General features: G+C 69.6%; 19 protein-coding genes. 10 read left to right on the plus strand and 9 right to left on the minus strand.

Going from position 1 to position 18,620, the window contains the following annotated elements; translation table 11 throughout:
* Positions 1 to 338 precede the first annotated feature (338 nt).
* The 9 genes from J2848_RS32520 to J2848_RS32560 all read left to right on the plus strand — a co-directional run bounded on the left by J2848_RS32520 (position 339) and on the right by J2848_RS32560 (position 9,519).
* Positions 339 to 998, plus strand: coding sequence for a hypothetical protein (locus J2848_RS32520; protein WP_149234872.1), 660 nt, complete (start codon positions 339 to 341; stop codon positions 996 to 998).
* A 157-nt stretch (positions 999 to 1,155) separates the two neighbouring features.
* Positions 1,156 to 2,808, plus strand: coding sequence for a hypothetical protein (locus tag J2848_RS32525; RefSeq protein ID WP_149234871.1), 1,653 nt, complete (start codon positions 1,156 to 1,158; stop codon positions 2,806 to 2,808).
* Entirely contained in the window at positions 2,796 to 4,325 is a 1,530-nt protein-coding gene (locus J2848_RS32530; protein ID WP_149234870.1) for a GspE/PulE family protein, read from the plus strand. Before J2848_RS32525 ends, J2848_RS32530 begins: the two co-directional genes overlap by 13 nt.
* 27 nt (positions 4,326 to 4,352) lie before the next feature.
* Positions 4,353 to 4,820 (plus strand): hypothetical protein, encoded by a 468-nt coding sequence (locus J2848_RS32535; protein WP_149234869.1) that lies wholly within the window; start codon positions 4,353 to 4,355, stop codon positions 4,818 to 4,820.
* Between the two features lie 153 nt (positions 4,821 to 4,973).
* A complete protein-coding gene (locus J2848_RS32540; RefSeq protein ID WP_246194378.1) occupies positions 4,974 to 5,708 on the plus strand; it encodes a hypothetical protein in 735 nt (244 codons plus the stop codon).
* Between the two features lie 137 nt (positions 5,709 to 5,845).
* Positions 5,846 to 6,397, plus strand: coding sequence for a hypothetical protein (locus J2848_RS32545; RefSeq protein WP_246194380.1), 552 nt, complete (start codon positions 5,846 to 5,848; stop codon positions 6,395 to 6,397).
* The gene (locus J2848_RS32550) at positions 6,385 to 7,911 is read left to right on the plus strand and encodes a type II secretion system protein GspD (protein WP_149234867.1); all 1,527 of its coding nucleotides are present in this window, start codon (positions 6,385 to 6,387) and stop codon (positions 7,909 to 7,911) included. Before J2848_RS32545 ends, J2848_RS32550 begins: the two co-directional genes overlap by 13 nt.
* A gap of 13 nt (positions 7,912 to 7,924) precedes the next feature.
* Positions 7,925 to 9,106, plus strand: a complete 1,182-nt coding sequence (locus J2848_RS32555) for a type II secretion system F family protein (RefSeq protein ID WP_149234866.1) — start codon at positions 7,925 to 7,927, stop codon at positions 9,104 to 9,106.
* A 20-nt stretch (positions 9,107 to 9,126) separates the two neighbouring features.
* A complete protein-coding gene (locus tag J2848_RS32560; protein WP_149234865.1) occupies positions 9,127 to 9,519 on the plus strand; it encodes a hypothetical protein in 393 nt (130 codons plus the stop codon).
* A 19-nt stretch (positions 9,520 to 9,538) separates the two neighbouring features.
* Here J2848_RS32560 and J2848_RS32565 read toward each other — a convergent pair whose 3' ends face one another.
* Positions 9,539 to 10,057, minus strand: coding sequence for a lytic transglycosylase domain-containing protein (locus J2848_RS32565; protein ID WP_211103320.1), 519 nt, complete (start codon positions 10,055 to 10,057; stop codon positions 9,539 to 9,541).
* A gap of 175 nt (positions 10,058 to 10,232) precedes the next feature.
* Between J2848_RS32565 and J2848_RS32570 the strand changes: the two genes are divergently transcribed.
* Complete coding sequence (locus tag J2848_RS32570) at positions 10,233 to 11,183, plus strand: MBL fold metallo-hydrolase (RefSeq protein ID WP_149234864.1); 951 nt, start codon at positions 10,233 to 10,235, stop codon at positions 11,181 to 11,183.
* Between the two features lie 29 nt (positions 11,184 to 11,212).
* On the opposite strand, the gene tyrS is transcribed toward J2848_RS32570, so the two are convergent.
* The 8 genes from tyrS to J2848_RS32610 form a co-directional block, all read right to left on the minus strand.
* Positions 11,213 to 12,460, minus strand: a complete 1,248-nt coding sequence (tyrS, locus tag J2848_RS32575) for a tyrosine--tRNA ligase (protein WP_149234863.1) — start codon at positions 12,458 to 12,460, stop codon at positions 11,213 to 11,215.
* A gap of 208 nt (positions 12,461 to 12,668) precedes the next feature.
* Positions 12,669 to 13,328, minus strand: a complete 660-nt coding sequence (locus tag J2848_RS32580) for a YcbK family protein (RefSeq protein WP_149234862.1) — start codon at positions 13,326 to 13,328, stop codon at positions 12,669 to 12,671.
* 129 nt (positions 13,329 to 13,457) lie between these two features.
* Entirely contained in the window at positions 13,458 to 14,300 is an 843-nt protein-coding gene (radC, locus tag J2848_RS32585) for a RadC family protein (protein WP_376992708.1), read from the minus strand.
* Between the two features lie 163 nt (positions 14,301 to 14,463).
* Entirely contained in the window at positions 14,464 to 15,027 is a 564-nt protein-coding gene (locus J2848_RS32590) for a cytochrome b (RefSeq protein ID WP_149234860.1), read from the minus strand.
* Positions 15,028 to 15,045: 18 nt separating this feature from the next.
* Positions 15,046 to 15,255 carry a hypothetical protein gene (locus tag J2848_RS32595; RefSeq protein ID WP_149234859.1) on the minus strand — a complete coding sequence of 70 codons (210 nt, stop codon included), beginning with the start codon at positions 15,253 to 15,255 and terminating at the stop codon, positions 15,046 to 15,048.
* A gap of 64 nt (positions 15,256 to 15,319) precedes the next feature.
* On the minus strand, positions 15,320 to 16,792 hold the full coding sequence (locus J2848_RS32600) for a sensor histidine kinase (RefSeq protein ID WP_149234858.1): 1,473 nt from the start codon (positions 16,790 to 16,792) through the stop codon (positions 15,320 to 15,322).
* The gene (locus J2848_RS32605; RefSeq protein ID WP_149234857.1) at positions 16,789 to 17,502 is read right to left on the minus strand and encodes a response regulator; all 714 of its coding nucleotides are present in this window, start codon (positions 17,500 to 17,502) and stop codon (positions 16,789 to 16,791) included. The genes J2848_RS32600 and J2848_RS32605 overlap by 4 nt, the downstream gene beginning before the upstream one ends.
* Before the next feature lie 156 nt (positions 17,503 to 17,658).
* Positions 17,659 to 18,612: a hydroxyacid dehydrogenase gene (locus J2848_RS32610; RefSeq protein ID WP_149234856.1), complete on the minus strand. Its 954-nt coding sequence runs from the start codon at positions 18,610 to 18,612 to the stop codon at positions 17,659 to 17,661.
* Positions 18,613 to 18,620 lie beyond the last annotated feature (8 nt).

Consider the following 18,620-nt stretch of genomic DNA (forward strand, 5'->3'; position numbering starts at 1 on the left):
GCTCATAACCTGAAGGCCGCAGGTTCAAATCCTGCCCCCGCAACCAAGTCAACAAAAAGCCCGCCTCCACAAGGAGCGCGGGCTTTTTGCTGTTCCGGTCCTCGTTCTCCGATCGCCAGAATGGCCGCTATGAAGAAACCGGCGCGGTGAGGTGCCACGTCGGAAGACCACCGGCAAATCAACGGATGCGCGGAATTAACGCCTCATAAACGCATTTACAATGAACCTGTTTGAGACAAAAACCAGACAGGTGGAAGGGCGCCAAGCCGGGAAGGGGCTGGGGCAATTTTCCTGTCACGCGACCACGAGCCGTGTGCCGGCCTCCCCAGGAGACATGAATGTTCAATATTTTGACCGTCATTATTTCGGTCGCTCTCACGGCGGTGATGGGAGCCGCCGGTGTGTTTTACGTGGGTAGTGCCTTTACCACCGCCGGTCCGAAGGCGGCTGCCGTCGGCATCATCCAGGCGCTTTCGCAGGTCGATGCGGCCTGGACGCTGTATGGCAGCAACGGCAACACCACGACCCTGGGTGCTGCGGGCGCGACCTTCCCCACCATGTCCGGTGCGGCGACTCAGACCGACCTGATCAACACCGGCTATCTCGCCGCCGTGCCGACCGCCCCGACCATCTCCAGCACCTGGAACGGTGTTGCCGGCGCCTACACGCTCGACCTGACCAACACTGCGACGGCGACCGGCGTCACCCAGTTCACCAGCTTCGCCAACGGCGGCATCTTCCTGGTTCTGGGCACCACCGCCCTGTCGCAGTGCACGGAAATCGCCCGCGCCGGCGGCCAGATCAGCGCCACCGGCACGCTGGCCGTTCCCGGTACCGGCCTGACGCTGACGATCGCCACCCCCGCCGCCTTCAACACCGCCTTCACCGGCTACAAGTTCGGCTGCGTCCAGATCACCACGGCCACGGCGCTGACCTTCAACAACGTGACCGGCATCGCCGGCGACAACAACAAGTACGTCGCCTACTACAAGTTCTAAGCGGCGGCTGAGGTGCACTGCTCTTGACCGAGACGCCCCGACCCCAGTGGCCGGGGCGTTTTCGTGTATTTTCCGGGTCTTTTTTAAAAGCGCGGCAATGGGATTGGTCCGGGACCCGGCCGCGGGATAGAGTGGGCCCGTTTTCGGAGGTCGTGCCATGACATCGCTGATCCTGATGACCATCATGGCCATCTCGCTGGTGGCGACGACCGGCTACACCGCCTACACCATGGTCGACGCCTCGAACCGGGTCAGTCAGGCCCAGCGGAGCGCTGCCGACATGCACCGGCTGGCGGCCCTGGTCGAGGCGAACCTGCGCGTTCTCGACAATGACGGTGTCGCCAGCCCGCCGGCACCCGAGGATCCGCCGCCCCGTCCCGCGAGTGCAACGCCCGCAAAGGCCCAGGCGGCAGGCGGCAAGGCCGCGTCCAAGGATCCTGCGCAGCCAGCCGGCACCCTGCCGCGCTGGCTGATGCCTGGCACCCGGACGCCCTGGGGGGCCGTCTATGGCTATTGTGTGTTTGCCCCGGCATCGGAGCGGGCGGCGCCACAACTGCGGACGGCCGTTTGGCCTGCGGGTGCCGCCGGCGGCGGGCGCAGCTATGTGGCGGCGGCCCCCGCCGCTCCAGTGGAGTTGGCCCGCGCCGGGGTGATCGCTGCCATCGTGGCGCCGCCGATCGGCTCCACCACCCTGCCGGACTGTGCCGCCCTGACCGTCCGCGATGGCCGGATCGAGGTTCCAGAGGGCAGCGCCGTTGCCGTCACCCGCGGGGCTTCGGCCGATCTCGCAGCGCTCGCCGCCTCGGCGACGGTCACGCGCCATGTCGCGCCGACGGCGCAGGGCGATGCGACCGGGACCAGCCAGAGCGACGCCATGACGCTGTCGGCGGCACTCGGCCATTGGCAGGCGACGCGGCCGTCGACCATGGTCCTGCGCCTCGCCCCCGGCCGGCACGAGCTTCCGGCGGCGCAGGTGCAGGCGCTGGCCGCCGATCCGGGCGGCAGCCGGGCGGTGCGTCTGGTGCTGAAGGCGGAGGGGCCCGGCGTCGTGGTGGCGACCAACCCGCCGGATATGGCGTTGCGTCTGCCGACCGATGTCCGGATCGAGAATATCGGCTTCGAGATGCCGGTCGAGGCGCTGCCCGGCACCCAGCTGACGCTTGTCGGGGACAACGCCATCTCCACCAACCGGGCCGCCGGGCTGCGGGTGGCGCATGCGCGGCTGGACGTCGCGGGTGGGCGGCTGACGGTGTCGGCCCCCGGCGGCGATGGCGTGCTGGTCGACGGCGGCACCGCCCTGTTCCGCGATGCGGCGGTCGAGGTCACGGTGGGAGCCGGGCGCAGCGCGCTGGTGTCCTCGCTGGGGGCCGGGGTGACCTTCACGGCGGAGACGCGACGTCCCCGGCTGCAGGTCCATGGCCGCGGCCTGCCGATGGCGGCGCTGCGCAGCGGCGGCGGGCAGGCCATCCTCGACCGGACCGATGTCTCCGTCGACAACGGCACGCCCTTCGGCATCGTCATCGAGAATGGTCAGCTTGAGATGAAGTCCTCCGTCATCGGTGGGCCGGCGGCGCGGCCGGGCAGTGCCGGGGTCCTCGATCTCGGCGGGTCGCATGCGGTGGCGGACCCCAACAGCCACATCTGGTCGGCCCCCGGCGGCCGTTGCGCCCAGGGCGCCCTGTTCACACAGCAGTCGGGCCAGCAGCAGGTGGTTGCAGGGGAGGGTGTGCGTGGCGTTTCCGGGGCTGCCGCATCGGGTGCCGCCCTGCCGTCGGTCGCCAACCGGGCGAGTTGGACATGCCGGTCCTGAAGCCCTCCGCCGCCTTCCGCGAGGAGCTGGCCGGCTATCTGCTGCGCAAGGGGCTGGTGACCCGCGGCATTCTCGACGCCGCGATGGCGGAGCAGCGGGTGACCGGCGAGTCGCTGGGGGCCATCCTGGTGCGCAACGGCTTCCTTGCCCGCGCCGACCTGAACGAGGCGAAGATCAGCCATGAGACCGCGCTGGAAACGCCGGAGGCGATGGGCGGCACGCCGATCCCGCTGCCGCTGCTGGAGCGCCACGCGATCATCGTCACCGGGCTCAGCGACGATGCGGTGCATGTGGCGACGCTGCATGACGAATCGGTGGCCGGCCGGGTGGCGGCCCGCTATTACCCCGGCCGGACGGTGCGCTTCAGCAGCTTCGTGCCCGACCAGTTCGACGAGTTCCTCGACCGCGTCCGCCGTGCCCAGTCCGGGCTGGAGGATAGCGACCCGGTGGAGCAGCTGGTGTCCCGCGCGGTGGAGGCTGGGGCGTCGGACATCCACATCCTGCCGCGCCGCAAGACCTGCAGCATCTTCCTGCGGGTGGACGGCGTCCGCCGCCTGATGGACGAGACGGCGGCCGGGAGCGCCGCTACCATCGTCGCCCGGATCAAGGATCGCTCCGGCATGGATCTGGCGGAACGGCGGCTGCCGCAGGAAGGGCGGTTCGAGATCGAGCATCGCGGCCGCCCGATCGACCTGCGCGTGACCACCGTGCCGTCGGTGGATGGTGAGATCATCGTCATGCGCATCCTGGATGTGGAGCGGGTGCAGCCGAACCTGGACCGGCTGGGCATCAGCCATGTCGGCGACTGGCGGCGGGCGGTGGACCGGCGTCACGGGCTGTGCTTGGTCTGCGGGCCGACCGGCTCGGGTAAATCGACCACCCTGACCGCGACCGTGCGCGAGATGGACCGGCTGGGCCGCGCCATCTACAGCATCGAGGATCCGGTGGAATACCGCATGGCCTATACGGGGCAGGTGAACGTCAACCCGGCGGTCAAGCTCGACTTCGCGCGAGTGGTCCGCACCTTCATGCGCGCCGATCCCGATGTGATCGTGCTGGGCGAAGTGCGCGACGAGGAGACCGCGCAGATCGCGGTGCGGGCGGCCGACACCGGCCATATGGTGCTGACCACCCTGCACACCGGGTCGGTCAACGGGGCGATCGACCGGTTGCGCCATCTCGGCGTTCCGGCCCATGACATCAAGTCGCTGCTGCGCGGCGTCCTGGTGCAGTCGCTGGTCCGCACCCTCTGCCGGGCCTGCCGTGGCGCCGGCTGCGCGGCTTGCGGCAATGCCGGCTATGCCGGGCGGACGGCGGTCAGCGAATGCGCGGTGTTCGACGATCCCGCCGCCGTGGTCGCCGCGGCGAAGGGGGCGCGGAACTGGCCGTCGTTGTACGAGGATGCGGTTGCCAAATTCCATGCCGGCGTCACCACCGCCGCCGAACTGCGCCGGGTCTTCGGCAGCGAGGCGAGCGGCGTGGAGCAGCGCATGCCGGTGCCCCGGCCCAAAAAGTGAGGCCGAAGAAATGAGAGTCCCGCAGCGATGAACATCATCCAGGCGATTTTCGCCCTTGCCCTGATGGGCATGGTGGTGGCCGGCGGCATCCAGTACGTCAACCCGTCGGCGATGGCGAAAAGCCGCGTCGCCTCGCAGGCGGATTCCGGGTTTTCCGTGCTGGAGGGCGCCTATCGCAGCCGGCAGGCCAGCGGTGCCGCGGCCCCGGCCGCCGACGGGTGGCAGGCGGCGCTGTTCCCCGTCTTCGGCACGATGCCGGCGGCGGTGTCGGGGCTGTCCTGGTCCTATGGCGTGCAGGTGGAGGGCAACTGGTTCTGCCTGTCCGGGCCGCTGTCAGGTGCTTCTGCCGGCGATCCGGTGATGGGGGCGCTGACCTTCCTCGCCACCCGGCGGCCGGAGGGACTGTACGAGGTGACGCGCAGTTGCGGCGGGGTGGGGGGAGAGCCGGCTGGGACCGTCGCCGCCACCCTGTGGATGCAGCGGGCGGCGCGATAGGAACGTGGGTCCGGTCCTGAACTTGTTTCGGCCCCGGCCATTGACCGCAGGGCTCCGACAGGCATAGAGATGCTGCGGCATCCTATCCATGCGTGGTAGTTTGGATGGAGTTTCGCCACCTCTTTCGGTCGGGTCGGGAAGGCAGGGGCGTTCTTGGGCAGCGGCGGTCTTGCGACCAACGTCATGTACGGCTTCCTGGAAGGCGTGGAGCGCCGCGACGCCCTCGCCTATGCGCGGTCGTTCGCACGGCGCACGGTGGGAAGCTCCGAACGCTGCTGGTACGCGGTCGAACCGCTGTGGACCGGCTTTCTCTATGAAATTCACGAGGGCGGTCCCGGCCGCTCCTTCCTGCCCGATCTGGTGACGGAGCTAGACGCCAATCCCGGCGGCATCGCGCTGGTGCCGTCGGGGCGGCGGGTGTTCGAGCTGACGGTGCGCAACGGGCGTCCGGTCGGCGGACTGCTGCCCGAGGCCAAGAGCCGGCAGGTCCAGCTTCAGATGGCGGCGATCCGGCCAACGGTGCCGGTCGACGGCAAGGCCTATGGCGTGATGATCCCGCCCTGGGTGACCGCCGATCAGGTCAGGCTGCGCACCATCCGGGCGACGCGGCGGATGCGGCGGGTGGCGGCTCCGGTCTCGATGCCGCTGGCGCTGTCGTCAGTCGGCTTCGCCGCCGGGCTGGGGCTGCTGACCACCGGCGGCGGGCTCTATTACTGGTCGCCCCACCGCGTGCCGCAGCCGCAGGCGTTGACGCTGGAGCAGATGCCCCATCGGCAGTGGGAGGCGGCACTGGCCGCCACCGGTCCGGACAATTACGTCAGCAAGCTGGAATACCGCGACGGCAAGTGGACCATCGAAATTGCGGGCCAGAGTGCGGGTGCCCGCTGATGCCCCCGCTGATGCTGTGGACAGTCGCCGATTTACCCATTCTCAAGCATAGCGCTGGGAGTATTGCCGCCGGATCGGAGGATCGCGACCAACGGGCGGGAATGATGGCGGATCGGGTTTCCGGAGTGATCGGAGGAATGGCGGGAGCGGCCTTGCTGGCGGCGTCGCTGTCGGCTGGCCTGCTGCTCCCGGCTGCCGCGCTGGCGGAGGAAAGCCCGTTCCTGCCGCCGAAGGACCGCCAGGACAATCTGGAAAGGCGCCTGCAACAGCGCATCGACACCGCCGTGTCCGGGCTTGAGGAGCGGGTCGCCAAGGCGATGATCGACGCGCTCGACGGCCGGGCGCGCGACGGTGCCCTGCCGCGGGCGGTCGAGGATGCGCTGGCCCGCCGGATGGCCGCAACCGGGGGTGCATTCCCCGGCGGGATCTCGCCCGGAGCCACGCCACCGGGCGGGCGCCGGCAGGGGACCGCGCTGGCCGGCAGCCCGCCGGGGGCGCCGTCGCTGCCGCCGCTGCCCAATATGCCGGCGCCCGGCATGTCGGCGGCCGATCTGGTGCCGTCTGGGGCCACCTTCGTCGGCTGCCTCGATGGCCGCGCCTTTTTCCAGGACCGCGCCGGTACGCCGTTCCTGATCGACCCGCGCGCCTTCCCGGCGACGGGCGGGGGACCCGCCACATGCGCAAGATGACCGTGATCCGCAAAAGCGGCTTCCTGATGCCGGCCGTGCTGGGGCTGCTGGCTGCCGGTTCCCTGGCCGGCTGCTCCCTGCCGGAGGTGGCCGAGCTGCCGAAGCGCGAGACCGTGGTTGCCGCCGCCGAGCAGCGCCTGACCGAGGACAATTCGCCGGCGGTGACCGAGGTGCCGGTCGGCCGGGGGATGCTGGTCGCCCAATCCCTGCGCCAGCCGCTGCCGGCCAGCCTCGCGGCGCGCCAGATCTCGGTCAGCTTCCCGTCGGGGGAGAACACGCTGGACCGGCTGACCAGCATGATGACCTATTCCGGCGTGCCGGTCGCCACCCGGTTCGAGGGTACCGACGGGGCGGCAATGCTGCGTCAGACCCTGCCGATCCGCGCCTTCACCGGCAGCTTCACCGATCTGGCCGGGGTGCTGGAAACCGGCATGGGCGTGGTGGCCTGGTGGCAGAACGGCACGCTGTTCCTCAGCAACCGCGACCGCTTCGCCTTCACCGTGCCGCAGAACCAGGCGGTCATCGATTCGGTGATGGCCGATCTGAAGACGCTGGGCGCCACCGACATCACCCAGTCGCTGCGCGGCGGGCAGGTGGTCTTCTCCGCCTCGCCCACCGTCTACCGCGAGGTGATCCAGCCCTACATCGACCGGCTGCACCGCAACATGGCGATGGTGCGCATCCAGCTGGCGGTGGTCAGCCTGGGCCTGACCGACCAGTCGGCCAGCGGTTTCGACTGGAACGCGCTGGCCTTGCAGTTCAACCGGCTGCAATCGGGCACCACCACGACGACCACGGGGACGACGACCGCCACCACCGCCGGCACCATATCGGCCGCCCAGCCGCCGATCTCCGTCAACATCTCCAACCCCGGCACGCTGCTGGGGGTCAGCGGCGTGTTCAACGTCGCCGGCGCCATCACCTTCCTGTCGAAGTTCGGCAACACCGACACCCGCCAGAATGTCGAGGTGCACACCCTGTCAGGGGCGGAGGTGACGCTGCGCAGCGGCCAGACCATCCCCTATGTCACCGGGGTGGGCGTCACCGCCGTCGGCGGGCTCGGCACCGCAGCCGCCGCTCCCGGGGGAGCGGCGCTGAACTCGCCGGGCATCGTCGGGTCGGCGCAGACCGGCACGGTGCAGACCGGGCTGACCATCAAGCTGACGCCGCATTTCGACGCCGACAACCAGATCGTCACCATCGACCTGAACCTGCTGCTGAACAACCTGATCGAGTTCCGCGACCTGAACGCCGGCAACCAGGTGGGCATCCTGACCCAGCCGGTGACGCAGGAACAGGCGCTGAACGACATCGTCCGGGTGGTGGCCGGCAACACGGTGGTGCTGGGCGGATTGCAGACCGACAGCCGCGGTTTCAGCGGCAACCAGCCGACGGTGACCCGCGGGGCGATCGACAAGGGGGTGATCGGCAAGCAGGCGCAGGACATCAGCAAGGATGCGCTTTTCCTGATCCTGCGGCCGACCGTGACGGTCTTCCGTCCGGCGGCGCGCTGACGGGACGGCGGCGATGGCGTGGTTCGAGGTCAGGCTGCTCGCCGGCGGCCGTGCCCGCTCCATCGAGGTGGAGGCCGATGACGAACGCCGTGCCCGCGACGCCATCAGCGGCCGGGGCCGCGTGCTGTCGGTGCGGCGGCGGTTGAAAGTCGGCGGCTGGGGCCGTCCGCTCGACCGAAACGAGCGGCACATCCTGTTCATCCGGCTGGCGGCGATGCTGGACTCGCGCGTCGGACTGGCCGAGGCGCTGCGCCGCATTGCCGCCGCCTTCCGCGGGCGCATCCGGCGCACGGCCGAACGGATGGCCGACGCGGTGGAACTGGGCGACGATCTCGCCGACGCCATGCTGCGCCAGCCGCGCAGCTTCCCGCCGGTGCTGGTGGCGCTGGTGCGGGCCGGCGGCTTCGGCGAGGGCACGCCGGCAGCCCTGCGCACCGCGGCCGAGTTCGAACGGCAGATCGCCGGGGCGCGGCAGGGCTTCCGCTCCGGACTGGCGCTGGCGGTGCTCTATGTCGTGACGTCGGGCGTGGTGATGGTCGGCACCTCCTTCGTCCTGACGCCGCTCCTGCTCGAGACCGAAGTGTTCCGGCGGGCGGGGGAGGAGGTGAATGTCGACTGGGTCTATCTGCTGTCCAATCTGACCACCGGGCTGGTCGCGGTGGTGCTGGCCGTGCTGGCCGTGCTGGGCGGACTGGCGACGGTCGGCCGGCGGGCGGCGCCCGAACGGGTCGACCGGGTGGTGATGCGGATCCCGCTCTATCGCGACATCGCGCTGGGCATCCAGCACCATGTGATCTTCCGCGAGCTGTCGCTGCTGGTCGCCGGCGGTGTGCCGATCGACCGGGCGCTTCGGCTGACCGCCGACGGCGCCCCGGCCGGCGCGCTGGCCGCCGACCTCGACGAGGCGACGCGGGCGGTCGCCGCCGGCCTGCCCTGGACCGACGCCATGCGGGCGCTGCCCGGTACCGACCGCGCCTCCATCGCCGCAGCGGAGAACCGGGTGGAACTGGCGCAGAGCCTGTCCGCGCTGGCCGAGCAGTACCGCGACCTCTACCTGCACGCCGTCGCGGTGGCGGAGCCGGTGCTGCGCGGGCTGTCGGTGGTGGTGGTCGGGGTGGCCGGCATCGTCATGTTCGGGCTGACCATCGTGCCGATCCTGCAGCTTGCCGAACACATCGCGCGGCAGCCTCTTTAAGCCGAGGATATTCCAACGCCATGACCGGCCCCCTCTTCGCCCTTGGATCGGCCCGTACCACCTGTATCGCCCTGTCGGTCTGCGGCGTCCTGTTCGCCGGGATCGGAGCGGCCCTGCATATCCGCAGCTATCTGCTGGGCGAGGCGGTGGCCGAGGGCGGCAGCCGGTCGGACGCCGTCTGCCTGGGTGCCGCCCGCCGGATGGGCGGGGAACTGACGGTGACGCCGGAGGGCCTGCGCGTCGTCCTGCCCGACGCTATCGACCAGCGGACCTCGCTGACCGACGCGTCGGGCCTGCTGGCCTTCTGCCCGGACATGGCGCTGTCCTATTTCTGCATGGGCCTGTCCTGCGGTCCCGGTGGCCCCGGCGGCAAGGTCAGCATGCTGGTGGAGTTGACGCGCAAGCCGCTTTAACTGAGCTTATGGGAGCCGGCTATTTTGGCTGGCCGGACAGCGCCTTCGCCGCCTCGACGACCCGCCGCAGGTAGCGGGCGTGGAACTCCGGCGTGTGGCTGTGATAATTGCCGACGGCGGTCCAGAAATTCTCCCAGCCGACGGCGTCGATCTCCCGCCGCAGGATCCAGGCGGTGACCCGGATGTTGTAGCAGGGATCGAAGGTCAGCGCCTGCTGCACCACCTCCGGCGGGACGCGGCCGGCGGCGATCACCGGGAACCAGATGCTGTTGATCTGTCCCGGCCCGCAATCCTTGCTGCCGTTGCTGTTGACCGAGCAGGCGCCGGGCGTGCCCTGTTCAACCGCCAGGATCAGCCGCAGCGCGTCGGCCGGCACCTGCCATTCGATCGAGGCCATGTCCAGGCAGTGGGGGGGAACGGCGGCAATGCCTTTCGGCGCGCGGTCGGCCAGCGCCGGCGTGGCGACAACCATCAGCGATGCCGCAACCAGCATTCCGGCCAGTATTCCGGCAAGATCGAACCGCACCCACCGCTTCACTCAACGCCTCCCCGGCAAACTGACGCAGCAAGGGAGCGGCGGCGCCCGCTAACAACCGGTTAATTCAAACGCGTTGCATAGTTTCAGATGAAACGATATGGTTTGCCCAACCGATCAATGACGGCCGTGACTCCTTGAGGGTTGGAGGTATCGGCCGCACCTGTGGAGAAACCGGATGTCCAAGAACTTCGCCTCGCATGCCGACCTGGACGAGAAGACCGTCAGCTTCGACAAGCTGTCGGACAATGCCTATGCCTACACGGCGGAGGGTGATCCCAACACCGGCATCGTCATCGGCGACGACGCGGTGATGGTGATCGACACCCAGGCGACGCCGGTGATGGCGCAGGACGTCATCCGCCGCATCCGCGAGGTCACCGACAAGCCGATCCGCCATGTCGTGCTGTCGCACTATCATGCGGTGCGCGTGCTGGGCGCCTCGGGCTATGCGCCGGAGCAGATCATCGCCAGCGAGGACACCCGCGACCTGATCGTCGAGCGCGGCGAAGCCGACATGGCGAGCGAGATCGGCCGCTTCCCGCGCCTGTTCCGCGCCGTGGAGTCGGTCCCCGGCCTGACTTGGCCGACCATCACCTTCCGCGGCCACATGACGATGTGGCTGGGCTCGCTGGAGGTGCAGTTGCTGCAACTCGGCCGTGGCCACAGCAAGGGCGACACGGTGGTCTGGCTGCCGCAGCAGAAGATCCTGTTCTCCGGCGATCTGGTCGAATATGGCGCCACCCCCTATTGCGGCGACGCCTATTTCACCAACTGGCCGGCGACGCTCGACGCCATTGCCGCGCTGAAGCCGGAGAAGCTGGTGCCCGGCCGCGGTGCTGCCCTGACCACGGCGGAGCAGGTGCAGGAGGGGCTGCGCGGCACCCGCGCCTTCACCAGCGAGTTGTTCGAACTGGTCAAGCAGGGGGTCGCCGCCGGCAAGGACCTGCGGACCATCTACAAGGACACCTATGCCGCGCTGAAGCCAAAGTTCAGCCATTGGGTGATCTTCGACCATTGCATGCCCTTCAACGTCACCCGCGCCTATGACGAGGCGACGGGCTACGTCGATCCGCGCATCTGGACCGCCGAGCGCGACATGGAGATGTGGCGCCAGCTGGAGGGCTGACGCCACCGCTCCCGTTCAGGGAGCCAGGATCAGGCGGTAACAATCAGGCGGACATGACGCTTGCGGCCAGCCGACAGCACGGCCGATGCGGTGAGCGTCGCCGCCTCGTCGGTCACCGGCTGGCCGTCCAGCCGGGCGCCGCCCTCGCGGATCAGGCGGCGTGCGGCGCCCTTGGAGGCCGACAGGCCGGCCGCCACCAGCGCATCGACCAGCGGCACGCCGTCGGCCCCGTCCTCACACCGCAGAGTGACTTCCGGCAGGCCGTCACCATCGGGGGCGAAGGGGCTGCCGGCGGCCGATGCCGCCCGTTCGGCCTCCCCGGCTCCGTGGCACAGGCGGGTCGCTTCCGTAGCCAGGACGATCTTCGCCTCGTTGATCTCGGCCCCTTCCAAGCACTCCAGCCGGGCGATCTCCTCCAGCGGCAGTTCGGTGAACAGGCGCAGGAAACGGCCGACGTCGGCGTCTTCGGTGTTGCGCCAGAACTGCCAGAAATCGAAGGGGCTGCGCGCGTCGGCGTTCAGCCACACGGCCCCGCCGGCGGTCTTGCCCATCTTGGTGCCCGACGCGGTGGTCAGCAGCGGCGTGGTCAGGCCGAACAGCTCGCGCCGCTCCACCCGGCGGGCCAGTTCGATGCCGTTGACGATGTTGCCCCACTGGTCCGACCCGCCCATCTGCAACAGGCAGCCGTAGCGGCGCGACAGCTCCAGGAAATCGTAAGCCTGGAGGATCATGTAGTTGAATTCCAGGAAGGTCAGCGGCTGTTCGCGCTCCATGCGCTGGCGCACCGACTCGAAGCTCAGCATGCGGTTGATGGTGAAATGGCGGCCGACATCGCGCAGGAAGGGCACGTAATCCAGCCCGTCCAGCCAGTCGGCGTTGTCCACCATGACGGCGTCCGCCGGGCCGTCTCCGAAGCTCATGTACTGGCTGAAGACGCGGCGCAGCCCGGCGGCGTTGGCGGCGATCTGGCTGTCGTCCAGCATCGGCCGCGTGGTGTCGCGGAAGCTGGGGTCGCCGATCTTGGTGGTGCCGCCGCCGATCAGCACGATGGGCCGGTTGCCGGTGCGCTGAAGCCAGCGCAACGCCATGATCGACAGCAGATGCCCGACATGCAGGCTGGCCGCCGTGGCGTCGAAGCCGACATAGGCGGTCAGTACTCCGCCGGGTGCGGCGGCGGCGAGGCCCGACAAATCGTCGGCCGGATCGCTGCATTGATGGAGAAAGCCGCGCTCGCGCAGGATGTGCAGGAAGTCGGCGGTATTGGAACTGGTCGGCATGAAAGACGTCTCTACGGTTGGCCGGGCCGTCCGGAGACTGTCTCTGTATGGGAAGAGAACCATGGCCGCCGGACTTGCGACGGCATGGTTTCGGGTATGACCGATCGACGCCGCGCTATGTGAGCGGCGGATAATACATCGGGGTGGTGAGTGCGATGCGGACGGTCATGGCGACTTCCCTACACCGGTATGGCGGAAAGATCCAGCCTCACTTCCGTCCCAGCATCTGGCGGCGGGCGAGCGCACGGTGCAGCTGCATGCGCTGGGACACCGTGCGCAGGCGGGTGCCGCGGGCGCCGGGGGCGAACAGGCCGTCCAGGTTCTGGCCGAACATCTCCCAGCTGCGCAGCGGCCCGGTGTCGATGTGCAGGAAGTGGGAGCGCGGATACCAGCCGACGCCGCCGCGCCTCAGGTCGAGCGCGCTGCGGTGCGCATCGGGCAGACGCGACGGCAGGGTGACGTCCAGCGCGCGGCCCAGCAGATGCTGGCTGTGCTCCGCCACGCCCAGGCTGCGGGCGGCGAGCATGGCGTTGGTTTCCGGCGTGCGGAAGGCCGACAGGATGGTCGCCTTGGACTGGCCCACCGCTTCCAGGATGTCGGCCAGGAAGTCGAGCGTGCCGACGTCGACCGGCCCTTCCTTGTTGGCACGGTGGTCGCGCAGGAATTTGGCGAGGTCGGTCATCGCGTCGGGCAGCGGGCCGTCGGCATCGCGGTAGGGACCCTCGAAGGTCTCGCCGGTATGCTCGTTCCTCAGGCTGAGGCGGCGCGGCGCGGCGGGAGCGGCCAGCGCGCGGTCGGACACCAGCACCAGGGCGCCGCACCCGATCAGCAGGCTGCGGCGCTTCAGGGAGAAGGGCGGGGAGGACATGCGGTCGGTCGTTCTTTCGGCGGGTCACCGTCAGGTCAACAAAATGGCGACCGATTCGCAAATGCAAAGTGGCGGCGCATGGCGCGGCTGCACGGGAAGCGGGGGACGGGCCGCCCGTTCACGGCAAACTCACAGCAGGCGCTGCGCCTTGAAGCTGGTGTGCCGGCCGCCCTTGCCGATCACCAGATGGTCGTGCACGACAAGGCCGACGGCGTTGCCGGCGCGCACGATTTCCTTGGTCATCTCGATGTCGGCGCGGCTGGGGGTGGGGTCGCCGGACGGGTGATTGTGGACCAGGATCACGGCGGCGGCCGACAGTTCCAGCGCCCGCTTCACCACTTCGCGCGGGTAGACCGGGGTGTGGTCGATGGTGCCGCGCTGCTGCACCTCGTCGGCGATCAGCTTGTTCTTGCGGTCGAGGAACAGCAGGCGGAACTGCTCCGTCGGCTCATGCGCCATGGCGGCGGCGCAATAGTCGATCAGCGCCTGCCAGGAGGCGAGCACCGGCCGGTCGATCACCCGCTGCTGCAAGGCGCGCAGGGCCGCCGCCCCGACGATGCGCACGGTGGCGACGGCATTGTCGGTGCCGAGCGACACGCCCTCCGCCTTCAGGCCACGCAGCCGTTCCGGCGGGGCGTTGACCACCCCCCACAGGTCGCCGAAGGTTTGGATCAGCAGCTTGGCCAGCGGCTTCACGTCGCGCCGCGGGCTGGCGGCGAACAGCACCATCTCCAGCAGCTCGTAATCCTCCAGCGCGTCCGGTCCGCGGTCGAGGAAGCGGCGGCGCAGCCGTTCACGATGGTCGATGTAGTGTGGATCCTCGCTGCCGGTCTCGTCGCTGGCTTCGCCGGACGGACCGCTGGTGGTGACCGTGTTTCCGGTCTCTTCCACCACGTCCATGCCGGGCTCTGCATTCGAGGCCAGCAGGTCGGGAAAGGGCAGGAGGCCGGCGCCCAGGCCGGCATCATCCATTTCGGATCCGCTTCCGGTGTTGCCGGTATCCCGGCTGCGTCCTGTCGTCTTGCGTCCTGCCATCGGTCGTCGCCATGCATATGTATGGCAATGACTATAATGTCTGAATGCGCGAGCGCACAGGGCTGACGCTCGCGCCGATGGAGAAAGAAGCCGGCCGGGGTCAGTCGGCGAGGCCGGGTTGTTCCCCCCGATGCCGGGCGGGCAGCATCCGGGCCAGGACGCCGTCGCGGCGGATGAAATGATGCCACAGCGCCGCCGCCGCATGCAGGGCGGCAAGGGCGAGGATCAGATTGGCGCCAAGTTCGTGGATCTCCTTCACCGAGCGGCCGAGCGTGCGGTCCGTCTCGACGGGGGAGGGGATGGTGAACAGGCCGAAGAAGGTCAGCGTGTCGCCGCGCAGCCAGGTCAGCACCACGCCCACCAGCGGGATCGCCAGCATCAGGGCGTAGAGCCCGAAATGGACGAGGTGGGAGGCGCCGCGTTCGGCCGGCGTCATCTCCGGCGGCAGGGCGGGGGTGCCGCGGGTCAGGCGCAGCATGATCCGCGCCAGCACCAGTGCCAGCAGGCCCAGGCCGAAGGAAATGTGCAGCCACCAGATGGTGGCCCGCATCGGGTGCCCGCGCTCATAGAAATCCTCGCCGAAGGTCAGGAGATAGACGCCGACGATCAGCAGGGCGATCAGCCAGTGCAGGGCTTTCTGCGTGGCGCTGTAGGTGGTGGTCATTGGAAAACGCGCCTCCGTTCAGGCGGTGATGTTCAGTGTATGGCCGCGGTTGGGGTCCGCCGGCAGGCTGGGGATGGCGCTGCGCTGCTCGGCGGCCTGGGCGGCGGCGCTCTCGCGCGTGTCGTTGTCGCGGTCGCCATCGCTGTCGATGCCGGGCGCTACGGCCGGACGGCTCTGGAGCGGCGACGGCATCGACGACAGGGAGGGGGTGGAGGTGGCGGACAGCATCGGCGGTCATCCAGGCAGGGGAAAGGGTTCCCCACCGGTCTAGCCTGCCAAGCTTACAGGGGGCTTACAGGGGGGCTTGCCGGGTGCCGGTGGCAACCGGACTCGGCCGCGCTGCGTCGCTTCGCCGCGGCATGGGTGGAAAGCGCAGGGTGAAGGTCGCGCCGCCGCCGGGGGTGTCCTCGACCGAGATCGTTCCGCCATGCGCCGCCATGGTGCGGGCGACGATGGACAGGCCCAAGCCGGCTCCGCCGGTTCCGTTACCGCCGGTTCCGGCGCCATCGGCTCCGGAGGCGGGACGGCTGTCGCGGTCGCCCTGCCAGAAACGCTGGAACACGCGGGCGCGCTGGTCGGGCGGGATGCCGGGGCCGCGGTCGATCACCCGCAGCAGGGGCTCGGCCGTGGCGGTCAGCGCCAATTCGACGCTGACCGTGCTGCCGGCCGGGGCATGGCAGACGGCATTCTCCACCAGATTGCGCAGGGCACGGAACAGCGGGTCGTGGGCGCCGCGCACCGGCAGCGGCCGGCCGTCGCCGATCACCTCGATCAGGCGCCCCTTGCCGAGCGCCAGCGGAGCCAGATGGGCGGCTGCCTCCACCGCGATCTGCGACAGGTCGACCGATTCGTCGGGGGCGATGCGCAGGGCGTCCAGCCGCGCCAGATCGAGCAACTGGTCGACCAGCCGCGCCATGCCGGCGACATCCGCGCGGATCGGGGCGCCTGGGGCGCCGATCAGCGCCAGATGGGCGTCCAGCACCGCCAGCGGCGTGCGCAGCTCGTGCGCGGCGTCGGCGATGAAGCTGCGCTGGGCCTCATAGCCAGCCTCCAGCCGGTCGAGCGCCTGATTGACCGCGCGGACCAGCGGCAGCACCTCGCGCGGCATGCCCTGTTCCGGCAGGCGTTCCGACACGCTGTCCGGCCCGATCGCGGCGGCACCGGCCGACGCACGGCGCAGCGGGCGCAGGCCGCGGTGGATGATGACCAGATTGACCAGGATCAGCACCAGGGCGAAGGGCAGCCAGATCCAGCCGAAATGCTCGACGAATTCCTCCAGCAGCCATTCGATGTGCAGTTCCTCCTCGCCGGAGGCCACCTGGATCCAATAGGGCCGCCCACCCACCGCGATGCGGTGGCTGAGGCCGTAGAGCGGCGGTTCCCCATTCTGCGCCGGCACGCGGAAGACGCTGCGCGGCCGTTCGGTCGCGCCGGGGTCGAGGGGGCCCTCCACCCCGGCGGACCCGAGCAGCAGCCGGCCCTCGCCGTCGACCAGGGCGAAGGAGGCGGCATTCACCCGCAGCATCGCCTGGACCGACTCGGTCAGGGCGGTGTTCAGCCTGTCGTCCGGACCGCGCACGGCCCGTTCGATCACGCGGACGACGCCGGACAGGGTGCGCTGGCGCATCCGGTCATGGGTGCCCTTGAACTCGACATAGAGCAGCAGAGCCGTGGTGGCGACCGCCAGCAGCGTGACCAGCACCAGCCAGCGCGCGATGGAGGCCAGCAGCGACGGCGGGCGGGTTTCGTTCGCGCCGCCGCTCACTCCCCGCTCTCCGCCTCTTTCCCCGCCCCTTTTTCCAATGGGGTTTCGGTCAGGATATAGCCGATGCCGCGCAGGGTCTGGACACCGGCGGTGGCTCCGGCGGCCTGCAACCGCTTGCGCAGCCGGTGGATCAGCACCTCCACCGCGTTAGACCCCACCTCCTCGCCGAAGCTGTACAGGCCGTTCTCCAGCGCCGCCTTCGACACCACCCGGCCGGCGCGGCGCAGCAGCAGTTCCAGCGCGTCCAGCTCGCGCCGGCTGAGGTCCAGCGGCTTGCCGGCGACGCTGGCCAGCCGGGCGGCCGAATCGAAAGCGAGGTTCCCCTGTTGCAGCACCATCCCCAGCGCCGCCCCCGGCCGGCGCAGCAGGGCGCGGATTCGGGCGACCAGTTCCTCCAGCGCGAAGGGCTTTACCAGATAGTCGTCGGCCCCCAGGTTCAACCCCCTGACCCGGTCGTCCACGCAATCGCGCGCGGTCAGGATCAGCACCGGGGTGGCGTCGGCCCGCGCCCGCAGCGCCGACAGCAGCGTCAGCCCGTCGGCATCGGGCAATCCCAGGTCGAGCAGCACGGCGTCGAACCCGGCGACGGCCAGGGCGGCCGACGCATCCTCCGCGCTGTGCACGAGGTCGACGGCGAAGCCGGCCTTGCCCAGCCCCTCGGCGGTCAGGGTGGCCAGCCGGCGGTTGTCTTCGATCAGCAGCAGCCGCAAGGGAGGAAATTCCGGAACCAATGGGCGGGATGCGGTGGCCGCGACTCTCCGCCTTTTGCCGCGGGACTGCAAGCGGGGCACGAAAAAGGGCCTCCCCCTGCATGCCGGCGGAGGAAGGCCCTTTGCATTTGCTTGGCGATCGCTTGGCGGTCGCGGTCAGACGATCGCGGTGTCCGGGATGGTGCCGGTCAGCACGGCGCGGACATTGTCGGCGATCATGTGGCCGGTGCGGATGCGCGCCTCGTCGGTGGTGGCGCCGATGTGCGGGGTCAGGATCAGGTTCGGCACACCCTGGAACGGGTTGTCGGCCGGCAGCGGCTCCGTCGCGTAGACGTCCAGCAGGGCGCCGCCGAGATGGCCGCCCTTCAGGGCTTCGGCCAGCGCCGCCTCGTCGACGATGCCGCCGCGGGCGACGTTGACCAGGATGGTGCCGGGCTTCAGCCGGGCGATCACCTCGGCGCTGACCAGATTGTGGGTGTCCGGCGTGTAGGGCAGGTGGAGCGACAGCGCGTCGGCACTGTCCCAGATGCGGTCGAACGACACCTTCTCCACACCCATGCGGGCCCAGACCGGATCGTCGGCCGGCACATGCGGGTCGGCGGCGATCACCGTCATGTCCAGCCCCTGGGCGCGGCGGGCGACATGGCGGCCGATGCGGCCGAAGCCGACGATCCCCAGCGTCTTGCCCGACACCTCGCGCCCGATCAGCCGGCCGCGCGGCCATTTGCCGGCGGCCACGTCCGGTGTCGCGAAATAGGTGGTGCCGCGCACCAGCATCATCAGGCCGGCGATGGCCAGCTCGGCCACCGATACCTCGTTGGCACCGGTAGCAGGCAGGACGGCGATGCCGCGCTGTTGGCAGGCCGGCACGTCGATGTTGTCCAGCCCGACGCCCAGCCGGCCGACCGCCTTCAGGTTGGGGAAGGCGCCGAAGAAGGCGCCGCGGATCTCCGTTTCGTTGCGGATGCAGATGGCGCGGGCGGTGCTGCCCATCGCATACAGCTCGTCCAGGCGCTTGTAGAGCGTCTCGTCGTAATGGACGTCGAAGTCGCGTCGCAGCTCGTCGACGGCGCTGGGCTGCATGAATTCGGAAATGATGATGTCGGGCATGGCGGGAG

The sequence above is a fragment of the Azospirillum lipoferum genome, assembly GCF_024170005.1.
Lineage (GTDB): Bacteria > Pseudomonadota > Alphaproteobacteria > Azospirillales > Azospirillaceae > Azospirillum > Azospirillum lipoferum.

Excerpts from the sequence above, each read along its gene's own strand:
- J2848_RS32530 (WP_149234870.1), top strand. The coding sequence starts at position 2,796 with ATGCCGGTCCTGAAGCCCTCCGCCGCCTTCCGCGAGGAGCTGGCCGGC.
- J2848_RS32570 (WP_149234864.1), top strand. The coding sequence starts at position 10,233 with ATGTCCAAGAACTTCGCCTCGCATGCCGACCTGGACGAGAAGACCGTC.
- tyrS (WP_149234863.1), bottom strand. The coding sequence starts at position 12,460 with ATGCCGACCAGTTCCAATACCGCCGACTTCCTGCACATCCTGCGCGAG.
- J2848_RS32550 (WP_149234867.1), top strand. The coding sequence starts at position 6,385 with ATGCGCAAGATGACCGTGATCCGCAAAAGCGGCTTCCTGATGCCGGCC.
- J2848_RS32590 (WP_149234860.1), bottom strand. The coding sequence starts at position 15,027 with ATGACCACCACCTACAGCGCCACGCAGAAAGCCCTGCACTGGCTGATC.
- J2848_RS32580 (WP_149234862.1), bottom strand. The coding sequence starts at position 13,328 with ATGTCCTCCCCGCCCTTCTCCCTGAAGCGCCGCAGCCTGCTGATCGGG.
- J2848_RS32525 (WP_149234871.1), top strand. The coding sequence starts at position 1,156 with ATGACATCGCTGATCCTGATGACCATCATGGCCATCTCGCTGGTGGCG.
- J2848_RS32520 (WP_149234872.1), top strand. The coding sequence starts at position 339 with ATGTTCAATATTTTGACCGTCATTATTTCGGTCGCTCTCACGGCGGTG.
- J2848_RS32560 (WP_149234865.1), top strand. The coding sequence starts at position 9,127 with ATGACCGGCCCCCTCTTCGCCCTTGGATCGGCCCGTACCACCTGTATC.
- radC (WP_376992708.1), bottom strand. The coding sequence starts at position 14,300 with ATGGATGATGCCGGCCTGGGCGCCGGCCTCCTGCCCTTTCCCGACCTG.
- J2848_RS32535 (WP_149234869.1), top strand. The coding sequence starts at position 4,353 with ATGAACATCATCCAGGCGATTTTCGCCCTTGCCCTGATGGGCATGGTG.
- J2848_RS32545 (WP_246194380.1), top strand. The coding sequence starts at position 5,846 with ATGGCGGGAGCGGCCTTGCTGGCGGCGTCGCTGTCGGCTGGCCTGCTG.
- J2848_RS32595 (WP_149234859.1), bottom strand. The coding sequence starts at position 15,255 with ATGCTGTCCGCCACCTCCACCCCCTCCCTGTCGTCGATGCCGTCGCCG.
- J2848_RS32610 (WP_149234856.1), bottom strand. The coding sequence starts at position 18,612 with ATGCCCGACATCATCATTTCCGAATTCATGCAGCCCAGCGCCGTCGAC.
- J2848_RS32555 (WP_149234866.1), top strand. The coding sequence starts at position 7,925 with ATGGCGTGGTTCGAGGTCAGGCTGCTCGCCGGCGGCCGTGCCCGCTCC.